This window comes from Agrobacterium sp. 33MFTa1.1, assembly GCF_004328495.1.
GTDB classification, from domain to species: Bacteria; Pseudomonadota; Alphaproteobacteria; order Rhizobiales; family Rhizobiaceae; genus Agrobacterium; species Agrobacterium pusense.
The window spans coordinates 868,077-882,101 of the sequence record NZ_CP036359.1 but is presented as its reverse complement, the minus strand read 5'-3'; the positions used below and the strand labels follow the sequence as shown (position 1 = coordinate 882,101).

At 58.4% G+C, this 14,025-nt stretch carries 15 protein-coding genes; 13 read left to right on the top strand and 2 right to left on the bottom strand.

Annotation, left to right across the window (positions count from 1 at the left end; all coding sequences use genetic code 11):
- Positions 1 to 22: 22 nt before the first annotated feature.
- From EYD00_RS17870 to EYD00_RS17830, 9 genes are all read left to right on the top strand, one after another.
- Complete coding sequence (locus tag EYD00_RS17870) at positions 23 to 1,123, top strand: extracellular solute-binding protein (protein ID WP_034497474.1); 1,101 nt, start codon at positions 23 to 25, stop codon at positions 1,121 to 1,123.
- A gap of 79 nt (positions 1,124 to 1,202) precedes the next feature.
- Positions 1,203 to 2,186 carry an ABC transporter permease gene (locus EYD00_RS17865; RefSeq protein WP_004446007.1) on the top strand — a complete coding sequence of 328 codons (984 nt, stop codon included), beginning with the start codon at positions 1,203 to 1,205 and terminating at the stop codon, positions 2,184 to 2,186.
- A gap of 9 nt (positions 2,187 to 2,195) precedes the next feature.
- Entirely contained in the window at positions 2,196 to 2,987 is a 792-nt protein-coding gene (locus EYD00_RS17860) for an ABC transporter permease (RefSeq protein WP_034497471.1), read from the top strand.
- 3 nt (positions 2,988 to 2,990) lie between these two features.
- On the top strand, positions 2,991 to 4,061 hold the full coding sequence (locus tag EYD00_RS17855) for an ABC transporter ATP-binding protein (protein ID WP_034497468.1): 1,071 nt from the start codon (positions 2,991 to 2,993) through the stop codon (positions 4,059 to 4,061).
- Positions 4,062 to 4,114: 53 nt separating this feature from the next.
- On the top strand, positions 4,115 to 5,596 hold the full coding sequence (locus tag EYD00_RS17850; RefSeq protein WP_034497465.1) for an NAD(P)-binding domain-containing protein: 1,482 nt from the start codon (positions 4,115 to 4,117) through the stop codon (positions 5,594 to 5,596).
- Between the two features lie 10 nt (positions 5,597 to 5,606).
- A complete protein-coding gene (locus tag EYD00_RS17845; protein WP_004446002.1) occupies positions 5,607 to 6,200 on the top strand; it encodes a 2-hydroxychromene-2-carboxylate isomerase in 594 nt (197 codons plus the stop codon).
- Positions 6,201 to 6,207: 7 nt separating this feature from the next.
- Positions 6,208 to 6,714: a CMD domain-containing protein gene (locus EYD00_RS17840; RefSeq protein WP_004446001.1), complete on the top strand. Its 507-nt coding sequence runs from the start codon at positions 6,208 to 6,210 to the stop codon at positions 6,712 to 6,714.
- A 1-nt stretch (position 6,715) separates the two neighbouring features.
- On the top strand, positions 6,716 to 7,294 hold the full coding sequence (locus EYD00_RS17835; RefSeq protein WP_004445999.1) for a peroxidase-related enzyme: 579 nt from the start codon (positions 6,716 to 6,718) through the stop codon (positions 7,292 to 7,294).
- A complete protein-coding gene (locus EYD00_RS17830; RefSeq protein ID WP_006697836.1) occupies positions 7,295 to 8,632 on the top strand; it encodes an MATE family efflux transporter in 1,338 nt (445 codons plus the stop codon).
- Positions 8,633 to 8,656: 24 nt separating this feature from the next.
- Here the strand turns inward: EYD00_RS17830 and EYD00_RS17825 are convergent, their stop codons facing one another.
- Positions 8,657 to 8,920 (bottom strand): hypothetical protein, encoded by a 264-nt coding sequence (locus EYD00_RS17825; protein WP_034497464.1) that lies wholly within the window; start codon positions 8,918 to 8,920, stop codon positions 8,657 to 8,659.
- A 164-nt stretch (positions 8,921 to 9,084) separates the two neighbouring features.
- On the opposite strand from EYD00_RS17825, the gene EYD00_RS17820 reads away from it, so the two are divergent.
- Together EYD00_RS17820 and EYD00_RS17815 are read left to right on the top strand one after the other, a co-directional pair.
- Positions 9,085 to 9,834: a cytochrome c oxidase assembly protein gene (locus EYD00_RS17820; RefSeq protein WP_034497463.1), complete on the top strand. Its 750-nt coding sequence runs from the start codon at positions 9,085 to 9,087 to the stop codon at positions 9,832 to 9,834.
- Positions 9,831 to 10,331 carry a CopD family protein gene (locus EYD00_RS17815; protein WP_034497460.1) on the top strand — a complete coding sequence of 167 codons (501 nt, stop codon included), beginning with the start codon at positions 9,831 to 9,833 and terminating at the stop codon, positions 10,329 to 10,331. Before EYD00_RS17820 ends, EYD00_RS17815 begins: the two co-directional genes overlap by 4 nt.
- Here EYD00_RS17815 and EYD00_RS17810 read toward each other — a convergent pair.
- The gene (locus tag EYD00_RS17810) at positions 10,309 to 10,806 is read right to left on the bottom strand and encodes a DUF2231 domain-containing protein (RefSeq protein WP_004445991.1); all 498 of its coding nucleotides are present in this window, start codon (positions 10,804 to 10,806) and stop codon (positions 10,309 to 10,311) included. The genes EYD00_RS17815 and EYD00_RS17810 overlap by 23 nt on opposite strands.
- Positions 10,807 to 10,857: 51 nt before the next feature.
- Here EYD00_RS17810 and coxB point away from each other — a divergent pair, with 51 nt between their 5' ends.
- Both coxB and ctaD read left to right on the top strand, forming a co-directional pair.
- A complete protein-coding gene (gene coxB, locus EYD00_RS17805) occupies positions 10,858 to 11,526 on the top strand; it encodes a cytochrome c oxidase subunit II (RefSeq protein WP_022563152.1) in 669 nt (222 codons plus the stop codon).
- Positions 11,526 to 14,024 (top strand): cytochrome c oxidase subunit I, encoded by a 2,499-nt coding sequence (gene ctaD, locus EYD00_RS17800; RefSeq protein WP_034497457.1) that lies wholly within the window; start codon positions 11,526 to 11,528, stop codon positions 14,022 to 14,024. Before coxB ends, ctaD begins: the two co-directional genes overlap by 1 nt.
- The last annotated feature ends 1 nt before the right edge of the window (position 14,025 follow it).

The window sequence follows — 14,025 nt, the reverse complement described above, 5'->3', positions numbered from 1 at the left end:
AAACAAAAACAAGGAGATTGCCATGAAAGAGTTTAAAGCGACCCGTCGTTCCGCCCTCAAGCTGCTCGCTGCCGGCTCTGGCATCCTGGCGGCGCCCAGCCTGATGCGCTCCGCCCACGCGCAGGGCAAGGTCGTCAATATCACGACCTACGACAAGTTCGTGCCGCAATCTTTCATCGACCAGTTTCAGAAGGACACGGGGATCGAGATCCGCATCCGTCTGACGGACGATCAGGGCAAGCAATATAACATCCTGACGGCTGAAGGCGCCACACCGTCGACCGATATCGTGACGGTAACCGGCCACCGGCTCTCCCAGTTCATCGGTTCCAACCTCCTTTCGCCGCTTGATACCAGCCGACTGAAGAATTGGGACAAGCTGGCAGCAGCCTACAAAGGCGCACCGCAGCTCACCATCAACGGCTCCACCTACGGCGTTCCGCTTCTGGCGGGCTTTGAAGGTCTGGCTCGCAATACGGACTATACCAAGCCTTCCGACAGCTGGGGCATGATGTTCGATGACGAATACAAGGGGCTGACATCTTACATCATTTCGGACTTCCTTTCGCTCACCATGCTGTATCAAGGCAATGACGGCGATTATGTCACCTATGAAGGCAAAGAAGCCGTTGCCCAGGAAGCCACCAACAAGGCGCGCGACTTCCTGATCAGCCAAAAGGACAAGGTTCGCAAATACTACGATGCGGGCTCCGAGGTGCAGCAGATGTTCCTGAATGAAGACATCTACGTCGCGCAGGCCTGGTCCGGTCCGACGTCCAAGCTGATCATGGACGGTCACCCCATCGAGCTATCCGTTCCGAAGGAAGGCACTTACGGGTTCCTCTACTCCTTCAACGTGGTGAAGAACGGTCCGAATGCGGACGCTGCCTATGCCTTCCTGGACGCCATTCTCGCCTCACCGGAAATCGGGGCTGCCATGGTTCGGCAGTCGGGCTTCGCCTCGGCCTTTGATGGCGTCGACAAGCTGCTCAACGACCGCGAACGGGCCGCCATGGCGCTTCCACAGGACCAGATGGAGCGCATCAAGTTCTTCAGCTCGGTCAACCGGGCCATGAAGAACGCGATGATCGACAAGGCAGCTGCCGAAATCAAGGCTGCCTGAGTTACGGCTGCGATGCGAACCCGACCTCGGCCGGGTTCGCAGGACCCCAATAAAAGCTTGTCCAGAGCTGGGAACGATCATGGTGAACACGACAATGACTGAACTGCGAGAGGAAGGCGCGCCAGCCCCGGCGCATTATTCCGGATGGATTGGCAAGGTGACAGGCTCAGCCCTTTACCGAACCACGATAGGCCGGCTGGCAGACAGTCGCCATGCGCGCCTTGCACTCCTTGCCGGGATACCCGTGATATGGCTTTTCGTCCTGCATGTCGGGCCGATCCTGCAAATGGCCAATATCAGCTTCACGGACAACTATCCGCCTCAACCGAACGAGGCCACGCGCTATACGCTCGCCAACTATGCCCTGTTCTTCTCGGATTCGATTTACGTGCTGCCCTTCATACGCAGCCTCGTATTTGCCGCCGTCGTTACCGTGTCGACCCTGGTGATCGTTTATCCGGTTGCCTATTACGTGGCGAAGGTGCTTCAGCCGAAGCAGCGTATGCGGGCGCTGCTGCTCCTGCTCATCCCGTTCTGGGCCGGAGAACTGATCCGTACCTTCTCGGTCATCATGCTTCTGGCCAATCGGGGAGCCGTCAACGTCCTGTTGCGCGAGATCGGCGTCATCGATCGGCCCATCCCGATGCTCTACACGTCCTTTTCATTGAGCTTCGGCGTCATTTACCTCCTGGCGCTCTACATGCTGCTCCCACTCTATTCAGCCATAGAAAAAATCCCGGTACAGCTGGTGCACGCCGCTGCCGATCTTGGCGCAAGCCCTTTCCAACGCTTTCGTCGCGTTATCCTGCCGCTGTCGAAAGACGGTATCGTGTCCGGCTGCAGCCTGGTTTACCTCACCGCCGTCGGTGTCTTCGCCGCTCCGCTGCTGCTAGGTGGCCCGAACGCCGTCATCTTTCCGGAGGTGATCGCAACGCTCTTCCACTCCTCCAACGACAAATGGCCTGAAGGCGCTGCCTTCGCCATGCTGATGCTCGCCGTGTCGCTGACAACGGTTGGTCTCTTCATGCGCGTCGTTGGCGGTCGCTCTGTCCGGCTGATGTAGGAGATGATGATGCGGTCTCCCTTAAACGACCTTCCGAAGACGGCACTTGGCGCCTGTTATGCCGTTTTCGTTATCTATCTGCTTTTGCCGCTGGCCCTGATGATGGCGATGAGCTTCAAGGATGCAAACTTCATCGCCTTTCCGATCAGTAACTGGACCCTGGACTGGTATGGCAAGGTACTTCAGGACAAGCAGTTCATCGAAGCCTCGCTTTATTCGGTCGGAATAGCGTTTGCCACCACGATCGGAGCGACCGTCATCGGTGTGTGGATTGCCCTGCTGATTTCGACCGAGGGCATCCGCGGCAAGGCCATTCTCTTTGCGCTCGCCTGCCTGCCTGCCGTCGTTCCCGGTCTCATCAACGCCATCTCAATGCGGATATTCATCCGGATGGTCGATATCCCCACGGGCACCTTCGCGATTATCCTCTCCCATACCGTCCATGCGGTGCCGTTTGTCGTGATCATGGTGCTGACGCGCCTGCGTTCCATGCCCGCCAATCTCGTGGATGCGGCAAGAGACCTCGGGGCTGACGCATTTATCGCCTTCATGCGCGTTACGGTCCCCTACATCCTGCCGGCCCTGATCGGCGGCATGATTTTCTGTGTTTTGACCAGCATCGACGATTTCGTGCGCACCTTCTTCCTGGGTGGATACAAGCCGACGCTACCGATGCTCATCTTCGCCAAAGTCCAGGGCGGTATGTCGCCAGAGATCAATGCGATGGCGACCATCGTCCTCATCGTCACCGCCGCCGTCGGCCTTTATGCCGAGCACTTTACCCGCCGTTCGAGGAGCTGAGTTATGCAGCCGGTTGTTCATTTTAAAAACGTCAACAAGTCTTACGGCGCTTCTCTTGCTGTCGATGATCTGGACCTGGCGGTCGCGCCGGGCCAATTCGTTACCCTGCTTGGCCCCTCCGGTTGCGGCAAATCCACGACGCTGAGAATGCTCGGAGGGTTCGAGACGCCATCTTCCGGCGAAATCTACCTCGACGGGCAGCCGATCTCGCATCTGCCGCCCAACAGGCGAAACGTCAATATCGTCTTTCAGGACTATGCCCTGTTTCCGCACCTGTCAGTCCAGCGCAACATTGCCTTTGGACTTGAACTGAAGGGGCTGGATTCGGCGTCCATCCACCGCCGGGTCATGGAACTCCTCGGTCTCGTCAAGCTGCAGGATTTTGCCGGGCGGATGCCTGAGCAACTGTCGGGCGGTCAGCGCCAGCGCGTGGCCCTCATGCGGGCGCTGGCGCCGGACCCGAACGTCTTGCTGCTCGACGAGCCGCTATCGGCACTCGACGCCAAGCTGCGCCATGAGATGCAGATCGAGTTGAAGTCGATCCAGCAGACGACCGGCAAGACCTTCATCTTCGTCACCCATGATCAGGAAGAGGCCCTGACCATGTCTGACGTCGTGGTGGTGATGAACAAGGGGCGGATCGAGCAGATGGGAGCGCCTGATGATCTCTATGCCCGCCCCCGTAGCCGCTTCGTCGCCGACTTCATCGGTCAGAGCAACTTTCTCGAAGGCCGATTGGTGTCTGCCGAGGGCGATGTTGCAACAATTGAATGGCAGGGCAGTCTGATCCGGGCCGATCTTAACGGCCACCATCACGCGGTTGGCAGCCACGTCACGATCGCGCTGCGTCCGGAAGCCCTGTTCTGTCTTCCCGAGCAGCCGAGTGATCGTTTTGCCCTCAAGGGCCAGATCGAGCGGCGCGTGTTCAAGGGCGCTCATACGACGTTGACGATCCGCCTCGACAACGGCGCACTCCTGTCGGCCCAGCTCGATCCGGTGGCGCTCTCGCATCTTGATGGCGAGACGGTCTGGGTGGGTTGGCGCGATCGCGACGCCGTAGTGCTCGCCGATTAATCCTCATGCCCGTCGGTGCCGATGGGCAATAGTGAATTTCAGGAGATCACCTGATGACTTTAGAACAGCAAGACCGGACCGAGCAGCAGAGACTAGCTGCGCTCAACGCCCGGGTGAGGCAGGATTTGTCCTACCTCAATTATCCCGCAGCAAACTGGTCGAAACCGGTCTCGACCTCAGACGGTCAGCTTGCCAGCGATGTCGTGATCATCGGCGGCGGCATGTGCGGCCTCGTCGCCTGGCATGCCCTGACAAGGGCAGGGATCGCCAATATCCGGATTGTGGACCGCGCCGCAAAAGGTGAAGAGGGGCCCTGGGTGACTTACGCGCGCATGGAAACCCTGCGCTCGCCGAAGAACCTGCTCGGGCCAGCGCTCGGTATGGCATCGCTCACCTTCAGGGCTTGGTACACCGCCCGCTTTGGCGAAGAGGCCTGGGAAGAACTCTTCCGCATTCCGCGACCGATGTGGATGGAATATCTGAGCTGGTACCGGCAGGTGATGGAGATCCCGGTTGAAAACAACATCCACGTCACCCGCGTCATACCACGGCCCGATGGGCTTCTGGAGCTTGAGATCGACGGCGGGAAGGCTGACCCGATCATCACGCGGAAACTGGTGATGGCAACAGGCCGTGATGGCCTGGGAGAACCGACGATCCCGGATTTTGTGAAGGGCATGCAACGTCACGTCAGCTGGGCGCATTCCGCCGACATGATTGATTTTCAGCGTCTGAAGGGAAAACGCGTTGTTGTCATCGGGGTAGGGGCGTCCGCTGTGGACAATGCAGCGGAAGCGCTCGAGCAGGGGGCCGGTGAAGTGCGTCTCCTTGCCAGACGCAAGACAATGCCGACGATCAACAAGTTGATGGGCATCGGATCATACGGTGTCACCGCCGGCTTCGCGAAAATTGACCCTGAGTGGCGCTGGCGTCTCATGGATTATTCCGTCAAGCAGCAGACCCCCGCGCCACACAATTCAACGCTGAGGGTGAGCCGACATCCCAACGCCTATTTCCATTTCGGCTGCGGTATCCAATCGATGAAGGAAGAGGGCGGCGAGGTTGTGATCACCACAATCAACGGCCGCGTTTTTCGGACCGATTTCGTGATTTTGGGAACGGGATTCTCAATCGACCCCGTCAGTCGTCCCGAACTCGAAATGTTCAACGGGCAGATCGCCTGCTGGGAGGACCGCTACACGCCGCCACCAGGTGAGGAAAACCCTGGGCTTGGGCGATTCCCCTGGCTGCAAGACGACTTCTCTTTCACCGAGAAAGAGCCGGGTACCGCCCCTTGGCTGCAGCAGATCCATTGTTTCAATTACGGTTCATCGGTCAGTCTGGGCAAAGTCAGCGGCGATATTCCGGCCATCAGCGAAGGTGCGCTCTGGCTTGCGCGAGGTATCGCCGCTTCGCTGTTCATCGCCGAAATCGATCATCACTGGGAGGCGCTGAAGGCTTACGAAAAGCCTGAACTCGATGGGTCCGAATGGACCGATGCGGATGCCGACCCCACCATGCAGAAGACAGCCTGAGGTTAAGGCGATGAGCAGAAAAACCGTTTATTATTACCATGCGCTCAGTTCGCCCTGGGCCTATCTGGGCTGGCCACAGTTCAAGGCGCTGATTGAAAAGCACGATCTCGATGTCGTCGTCCGCCCTACCCGCATCGTCACCGAAAACGGTGGTGTTCCACTTCGTTCCAGACCTCAGCCGCGGCAGGACTACCACGCCGTCGAACTGGAGCGCTGGCGCAAGCGTCTCAGTATGCCGTTGGTGCTGAAGCCCAGATATTATCCCACCAACAACGAGTTTTCCGCGCGCATGGTGATTGCGGCCGACAGGCAGGGTTTGCCTGCACTGGAACTCAGTCATGCGCTTCTGCGGGCACTGTGGGCGGAGGAGCAGGACGTGACCGATCCGGACGTTCGCATCGCCGTGGCAAACGGCCTGGGTCTTGATGGTCGTGCGCTGCGTGCGCTCGAAGACACGCCCGAGATCATGGCGGCCTGGCATGACAGCCACGCCGAAGCACAGGCGCGCGGTGTCTTTGGAACCCCCACCTGGATTTACCGCGACACGCTCTATTGGGGGCAGGACCGCCTGACCTTTCTGGATGACGCTCTTTCCGAGGATTGAAAAAACAATGACAGCTACACCTCCAGAAGACGTGATCGACCGCGTCCTCGGCCTTGATGAAAGCTCCGATCTGCTGAAACTCCGCGAGCGGCGGTCTAAGCTCAAACACCTGACGCAGACCAGCTATCTTGCGGCTTTGCGGCCGGCAGAGCCACGCAACTTTTCCTACGCCCTGCGGGCGGCACTTGCCGCGCGTATGTCCGCTTTGTGGAAGGCGAAAGAACTTCATGCGCACTACATCGAGCGGCTTGCCGAGGAGGAGGGAGGCTCCGACCACGCATCAGTCGCTGATCCGTCATCGGTCCTTCAGCACGCGGATTCCCGCCTGCAAGCCATCCTGAACCACGTCGATCTCGTGACCCTTACGCCGAAGAACGCGACCCGGGAAAACATTGAGAAACTCTATGCCGTTGGTCTCGACGACCGCGATATCGTCACGCTCGCCGGCCTGATTGCCTATGTGAATTATCAGGTGCTGGTCGTTGCCGGCCTCAAGATGATGAGGGACAATTGATATGTCACAGCCCGTCCATGAATTCACCCTCGATGCGCTTGACTGGCATCCTTACGTCCAGCCTGTGGACCTTGCAAACGCGACCCCCGAGCAATTGTCGGCCCTGAAGGTCACCCCTTCGAATACCAAGGTATCGGCCTATGTCCTCGTACTCGCTAACGAGGCGGAGGCGCTGAACGAGCGCACCCCGCTCTTCAACGATATCATGTATAGTGAAGGTGGATTGTCACGCGGTGGGCGCGAGATCGGCGCGCTGGCGGCATCCTTCGTCAATCACTGCATTTACTGCGCCGCTGTTCACGCCAACCGTTATATCCAGCTGGAGAAACGGCCCGAGGTCGTGGACGAAATATACAAGAACGGGCTGGATGCGGACCTTCCTGATTTCGAGCAGGCGCTGTTCAATTTCGGTGTCGATCTGACCGCCCATCCAGACAATGTGGGGGTCTACCAATTTTATCACTTGCGGGAAATCGGTCTGGATGATCTTGAAATTCTCGACCTCATCCATTCCATCGCCATCTTCGGCTGGGCGAACCGGCTGATGCATACGTTGGGTGAACCACATCGGAAAGAATAAGTGAAGGCAACGGCAATCACTGGGACCGAGGCAGCTGTCCGCCCGTTCGGCGTCGCGCATCGCGATGTCCTCAAAATCGCGATACCAATGATGATCGCCTATCTGTCGACCCCGCTTGTGGGTCTTGTGGCGACGGGCGTCATCGCGCATATGCGAAACGAGGCGCTGGTGGGCGGGGTGGCGCTGGCCTCCGTGATCTTCGATGTCATCTTCGTGACCTTCAATTTTCTGCGCGGTGCCACCACCGGCTTTACGGCACAGGCAATGGGTGCCGGCGACCGGGTAGGTGAACAGCGGATGTTGCTGAGCGGCCTTATCATCGCACTGGTGGCCGGTCTGTTGTTGCTGCTGCTCCAGGGCCCGATCGGTGCGCTCGGCATGAGCGTTATGGGCGCGAACGGGATTGTCGCCGAAGCCGCCTCGACCTATTTCCACTGGCGAATCTGGTCGGCCCCCTTCGTTCTCTTCAATTTTGTCGCCTTCGGCTGGCTCATTGGCCGCGGTGAGGCCATGTGGAGCATGATCCTCCAGACGCTGCTGAATGGCCTGAATGCCGCCCTCAGCGTTCATTGGGTCATAGGGCTCGGCTGGGGAGTGGAAGGTGTTGCGATCGCCACTTTGGTTGCAGAAGCCGTGACCGCCGTGGCAGGCGCAGCTTTGATCCTGGCCAAGACCGATCGCTCCTCCTGGCGGCTTCCTGATATACCGGCGATCAGACGATCCTTTGCGGTCAACGGCGACATGATGATCCGCTCGTTCGCATTGCTGATCGGCCTGTCCTTCTTCACACGCCAGAGCGGCTTCCTCGGGATCGACGTGCTTGCCGCCAACACCATTCTGCTGCGTTTTTATTTCTTCGGGGTCGCCTTCCTTGACGGTGTTGCTACGGCGGCGGAACAGCTTGCCGGCCGCGCTGTCGGTGCACGTTATCGGCCGGCCTTTGACCGCACGATCAAGCTGACGACATTCTGGGGCCTGATTTTTGCAGCGCTGGTTTCCTTGGCCTTCCTGGCTGCGGGGGATTGGGTGATTGCGCTGACGGCGCCCTCCGACGCCGTTGCGAGACTGGCCGATACCTACCTGATTTACGTGGTGGTTTTGCCTGTTGTCGGCATCATCGCGTTTCAGATGGACGGCGTCTATATCGGGTCCACCTGGTCTCGGCAAATGCGCAACCTCATGGTGGCATCCCTGATCATCTATTTCGCCGCCTGGGCAGTCCTGCAGCCGCTTTATGGCAATGACGGCCTGTGGATTTCGCTTCTCTTGTTTCAGGGCGCCCGCAGCATCGCCTTCCGGTTCATGCTTCCGAAACTTGCGGCGGCGACGTTCCGGTAAAGATGAGACAAAATGAGTTCCCCATCACGGCTGTTTCTTCCTTGCCAGATTGAGGAAGGCTTCCGACGCCCCCACCAGATGCTTATGTGAAACGTCGGCGCGGACAATCAAGCCCTGCTCAATTCCGCCTTTGTCGATATTTTCAGGGGTATGGCCGGCGTTTTCCTCCGATCCCTGATCGTAGGTTTTGACCTTAATGATGCGGCGATCCACGCCGATGTTCTCGAGATATTGGACGGCGCGCTTGGCGCCTTCTTCGTCTTCAAATAGTCCCGTAACGATTGGCATTGTTTCCTCCTTCCTCGCGTCCCGGCTGATGGTGAACCACGGGCGTGCCTCATCGTTCCTTCACATTGATCACGGGTTGTTGTCCCGATCGTGAGCAAAGAGGGGAACGCATCTCCGCAAGCGGAGTTGGGTGAGGGGTAGAATTGACATGGGGGCTCGAGACTTTGAGCGAAACAACTGTTCCGTACTGCGGACCAGCACCTGATTTCACCGACCTTGCATATGCATGGAACCTCGATCCGGTTCTCATCGCGATGATAGCGCTCGCAACCGTTCTGCTGTTTGGGACAGCGACCCGCCAGGGGTCCTTCTTGCAGCGTGCCGCCATAATGTGCATTCTTGTCGTTGCGTTCGTATCGCCGCTTTGTGCGCTGACGACGGCCCTTTTCTCCGCACGGGTTTTCCATCATTTCATATTGATTGCTGTCCTTGCGCCATTGCTTGCGCTAAACCTTGAAGGACGCCTGCCGCGCTTACCCTGGCGGCTCCCAGCCCTGCCGGAAATTCCGTTTCTCGCGCATACCATCGTCTATTGGGCCTGGCATCTGCCGCCGGGTTATTCATTCGCGCTTTCAAACTCCCTTGCTTACTGGGGCATGCAGCTCGCCTTGATTGTAACCGCTGTCTGGCTATGGAGGACGATGCTCGTCTCTGCCGGACCGGGAAGGAGAATTGCGCTCGCACTTGCAACGATGGCGCAGATGGGCTTCCTCGCAGCCATCCTGACATTTGCTCCTTATCCGCTTTTTGCAGAGCATCTGCTCACGACCGAGTCGTATGGGATGACAGCGCTCGAAGATCAGCAGCTTTCGGGCCTCATCATGTGGACATTCGGTCTTGTCCCCTATCTCGTCGTTGCGCTTTCCTCCGTCGGGACCATGCTGCACATGACTGCATGGCGGGGGGTGGAATGATCGCGCTCTTCAAGTTTGTCCATTTTTTAGCGATCTCTGTCTGGATCGCAGGCCTTGTCAGTCTTCCCGGTCTCTACGTGCAACGTGCGCATGTCCAAAACGATGACGATCGTTTCCGCCTGCAAAAGATCGTGCGGTTTTCCTATGTAAAGGTATTGTCGCCAGCCGCTTTTTTTGCGGTCGCGTCCGGAACCACGCTTATTTTCCTGCAATCCACATATTTATCATGGTTCAGCGCAAAGCTCGCCCTTGTGGCTATTCTCGTGTTTCTACACGTGCTTACGGGGCTGGTCATTCTCCGTCTCTTTAACGACGGCGAGATCTATCCTGTGTGGCGTTTCATTGTCGTCACGGCGTTCACCAGCATCATAGCCCTTGGCATCGTCTATCTGGCGCTCGCAAAACCGGAGATACCCGCACTGCTGCCTGACTGGTTCCATGAGCCTGGGGCACTAAAGCGTAACATCGCCCCCCTCATTCCTTGGGAGACACCATGAGGCCGATGCCGTGATCGAATATCAGCTTTCCGCCGTGCCAGCCCGCGAGCGCAGTAAGGACCGAAGCAAGGAGGGACAGGCCGAGCCCATGCGGCAAAATCTCGATCATGCCGAATGTCCGCCCTCCCCAATTGGCGCCTGCCACGGAGATCAGCGCTATTGCGGCCACACCATGCGCCCAGCTGGCAACCCGGGCGCGAATTCCCGCGACAAGAAGCAGTTCCGCCGTGCCGATGATGCCGGCTGCGACGCCGCTGAAAAAAGCGCCTCCCGATGCCCAGACACCGGCGCGAACCCAGAACTCGTCTGCGGACCACCAGTAAAGGAGGTCGCAAGCCAATGTCGTGATGACAAGGGCAATAGGGAAATGAACGGTCATTGCGTGCAGTGGATGGCCGGCAACGGCGATTGCGGAGTCGGTCGTCTTCTCCTCCACCTTGGAGATGACCGGGTTGGGTGCGTCGCTTTTTTCCATCTGATAGTTCCTTTTCGACCGCTAACCCGCGGGAGAAGCGCGGGGTTCCGTTTGATAGCGCTCATTCCTCTGCTTTTGCTGGTTTCCGCTTGCTCCGGTGACCTCTCGACACTGGCGCCGGCAGGCCCGGCCAGTCGCAAGGTCGCGCTGCTGTGGTGGATAATGTTGGGCGGCGCCTGCGCAATCTTCATGCTGATTGCCGTTCTGTTGGCGTTGGTCTTTTTCAGCCCGGCTTCCCTTGCTCGGGTGAAAACGCACCATTGGCTGGTCGGCGGCGGCATCGGGTTCCCCATACCGGTCCTGACGGCCCTGGTGGCTTTTTCATTCATGCAAGGAGAATCCCTGCTGCCACAGTCCGGGAGCGATCCGCTTCGCATATATGCGGTTTCGCGCATGTGGAAATGGGAGTTTGCTTACGAAACACCGACCGGAGAAGTCCGCATTTCCGACGTGATGCATATGCCGGTGGGCCGTGATGTCATTGTAGAGGTCACCAGTGACGATGTCATTCACAGCTTCTGGGTTCCAAGGCTTGGCGGAAAGATCGACGCCATCCCCGGACTTTCCAACAAGATTGCCCTCAGGGCGGATCAGACCGGCACCTTCGGCGGCATCTGCGCGGAATATTGCGGTACCGGCCATGCCGGCATGAGTTTCCGCGTTGTTGCTCACACGGAGAGCGAGTTTTCAAAGGTGATCGGGGGTTTGGGACAACGCTGATGAATGATGTGCGCACACCGAAGAAACACTCGTCATTAAGGCTTCACCGGGAACTCAATGAGGTCTGGAGTTCGGGCACCGGATTTCGGCGTCTCGCAGCGGTCAACCACACCGTCATAGGCAAACGCTTCATGGTGACCGCGCTTGTTTTCTTCGCCATCGGCGGGTTCCTGGGCATGCTCATCCGGACACAACTGGCCACGTCATCAAACGCCTTCATGGATGCCGAGCAATATGCGCAGGTCTTCACGATGCACGGCACGATCATGATGTTTCTGTTCGCAATTCCTTTTTTTGAAGGACTTTCGATCTACGTCCTGCCGAAGCTCATCGGCGCCAGGGACCTCGCTTTTCCCCGCCTGTCCGCCTATGGCTACTGGTGTTACCTCTTCGGCGGCGGAATGCTGATTTTCGCCCTTATTGGCGGGGCTGCCCCTGCGGGGGGCTGGTTCATGTACACGCCGCTGTCGTCATCGCAATACAGTCCCGGGATCAATGCCGACATCTGGCTTCTTGGCATTACCTTCGTGGAGATTTCCGCTATCAGCGCGGCGATCGAAATCATCGTGACGATCCTGAGGTTGCGTGCACCCGGCATGTCCCTCGACAGGATGCCGGTCTTCGCCTGGTACATGCTCGTTGTCGCCGCGATGATGCTGATCGGTTTTCCGCCGCTGATCCTCGGTTCGATATTGCTGGAAGCTGAACGGGCCTTCGATATCCCGTTTTTCGACCCGCAACGCGGCGGTAGCCCGCTTCTGTGGCAACACCTCTTTTGGCTGTTCGGCCACCCCGAGGTCTACATCATCTTTCTGCCGGCGGCCGGAGCCCTGTCGACAATTATCCCCGTTCTGGCACGAACGCGCCTGATCGGTTACAACATCATCGTTGCGGCGTTGATCGCCATGGCTTTCCTGTCCTTCGGACTGTGGGTGCACCACATGTACACGGTGGGCATCCCCCATGTGGCGCTGTCGTTTTTTTCTGCCGCGAGCGCGCTTGTCACCATCCCGACAGCGATCCAGATATTCGCCTGGCTTGGGACCATCGCAAGCGGCAAGCCGACGATGAGCGTCCCCATGCTCCACATCCTCGGGTTTTTCTGCGTATTCCTCATCGGCGGCCTGACCGGCGTCATGCTGGCCATGGTGCCCTTCGATCAGCAGGCGCATGATACACATTTTGTGGTGGCGCATCTTCATTATGTCCTGGTCGGGGGATTTCTCTTTCCCATGCTCGCCGGGCTTTATTACTGGGTGCCGCATATCAGCGGGCGCCAGCCCGTCCAGCACCTTTCCAGGGCCGCGTTCTGGATGATCTTCATCGGCTTCAATCTCACATTCTTCATGATGCACCTGACCGGGCTGCTCGGCATGCCGAGGCGTGTTTTTTCCTATCCAGAGGCTTCCCCCTGGGAGTGGCTCAATCTTCTCTCCTCAATTGGCAGCTTCATAATGGCCGCGGGCTTCATGCTGGTGGTGCTGGACTTCGCGCTGCTGTTTCGCTACGGGCGCGCCTTCAGGCGCAATCCGTGGGATGCCGGTACCCTTGAATGGGCCATGCCGACCCCGCCAGCGGCCTATGCCTTTGCGTCACAGCCGGAAGTGACTGCTAGAGCGGACAGCCTTCCGATCAACCGGATCGCGGCGACGCTCGCCGCGGGTAAAGGGTACCTCGGCTTTGTGAGATCCAGGAAAATGGAGACCATGGGGACGGATGCCGTAACTGGTGCGCCGCTGCAGATCGTCGTGTTGCCGGGGCCGAGCTTTCTTCCCTTGCTGACTGCCATGTCCACGGCCGCCTTTTTCATCGCATTGCTTCTCAAGGCGTATCCGGTGGCGGTTTTCGCTCTCGTCATTATTGCTTTGCTCTTCTTGGCGTGGACGCCGAACGATGATGCCAGACAGGAACGCGGACCCGTCGTCGCGCGTGGAGAAGAACGTTTTCCGCTTCATTACGAATGCGCCGATGCTCCGTCCGTCATGGCGGTGAAACTTGCCCTGATTGCGGATACGACGCTTTTTTCCTCATTGCTTTTCGGCGGGCTTTTCCTCTGGATTTCCGCTGGTGGCGAAAAGATCGTCTGGCCGCAGTCGATACCACTGCAGACGGTTTTTCTGTTGAGCGCCGCTGTAGCCGCCATCTTTGGCGCACTGGCGAGACATCTGAGAGCGGCTGTGACGATGTCGATCATCAGCACGATTGCCTACGTGGCGGCGATCGTCTGTGGTGCAATGGTGCTGCGGGCGGAATATACGGCGGTAAGCCATGCAATCCACGGCGTTTCGGTTGCGGTCAACGTTTATCTCCTTTTGCACGGATTCGTCGGCCTGATCCTTGTGGCATTCGGGTGTTGGCGTCTGTCGAATGGCTACGTCTCGGACCGTCGCCGAAACGACCTTCGCATAGGCACCCTCTGGCATGTTCACTTGCTTTTCGCGACAGGCATATCGTTTCTTTTCCTGCAGACACTACGGTCATTAACGGAGGGAGGCTGAG

Excerpts from the sequence above, each read along its gene's own strand:
- EYD00_RS17855 (WP_034497468.1), top strand. The coding sequence starts at position 2,991 with ATGCAGCCGGTTGTTCATTTTAAAAACGTCAACAAGTCTTACGGCGCT.
- EYD00_RS17835 (WP_004445999.1), top strand. The coding sequence starts at position 6,716 with ATGTCACAGCCCGTCCATGAATTCACCCTCGATGCGCTTGACTGGCAT.
- EYD00_RS17870 (WP_034497474.1), top strand. The coding sequence starts at position 23 with ATGAAAGAGTTTAAAGCGACCCGTCGTTCCGCCCTCAAGCTGCTCGCT.
- EYD00_RS17815 (WP_034497460.1), top strand. The coding sequence starts at position 9,831 with ATGATCGCGCTCTTCAAGTTTGTCCATTTTTTAGCGATCTCTGTCTGG.
- EYD00_RS17845 (WP_004446002.1), top strand. The coding sequence starts at position 5,607 with ATGAGCAGAAAAACCGTTTATTATTACCATGCGCTCAGTTCGCCCTGG.
- EYD00_RS17850 (WP_034497465.1), top strand. The coding sequence starts at position 4,115 with ATGACTTTAGAACAGCAAGACCGGACCGAGCAGCAGAGACTAGCTGCG.
- ctaD (WP_034497457.1), top strand. The coding sequence starts at position 11,526 with ATGAATGATGTGCGCACACCGAAGAAACACTCGTCATTAAGGCTTCAC.
- EYD00_RS17810 (WP_004445991.1), bottom strand. The coding sequence starts at position 10,806 with ATGGAAAAAAGCGACGCACCCAACCCGGTCATCTCCAAGGTGGAGGAG.
- EYD00_RS17840 (WP_004446001.1), top strand. The coding sequence starts at position 6,208 with ATGACAGCTACACCTCCAGAAGACGTGATCGACCGCGTCCTCGGCCTT.
- EYD00_RS17825 (WP_034497464.1), bottom strand. The coding sequence starts at position 8,920 with ATGCCAATCGTTACGGGACTATTTGAAGACGAAGAAGGCGCCAAGCGC.
- EYD00_RS17865 (WP_004446007.1), top strand. The coding sequence starts at position 1,203 with ATGGTGAACACGACAATGACTGAACTGCGAGAGGAAGGCGCGCCAGCC.
- EYD00_RS17860 (WP_034497471.1), top strand. The coding sequence starts at position 2,196 with ATGCGGTCTCCCTTAAACGACCTTCCGAAGACGGCACTTGGCGCCTGT.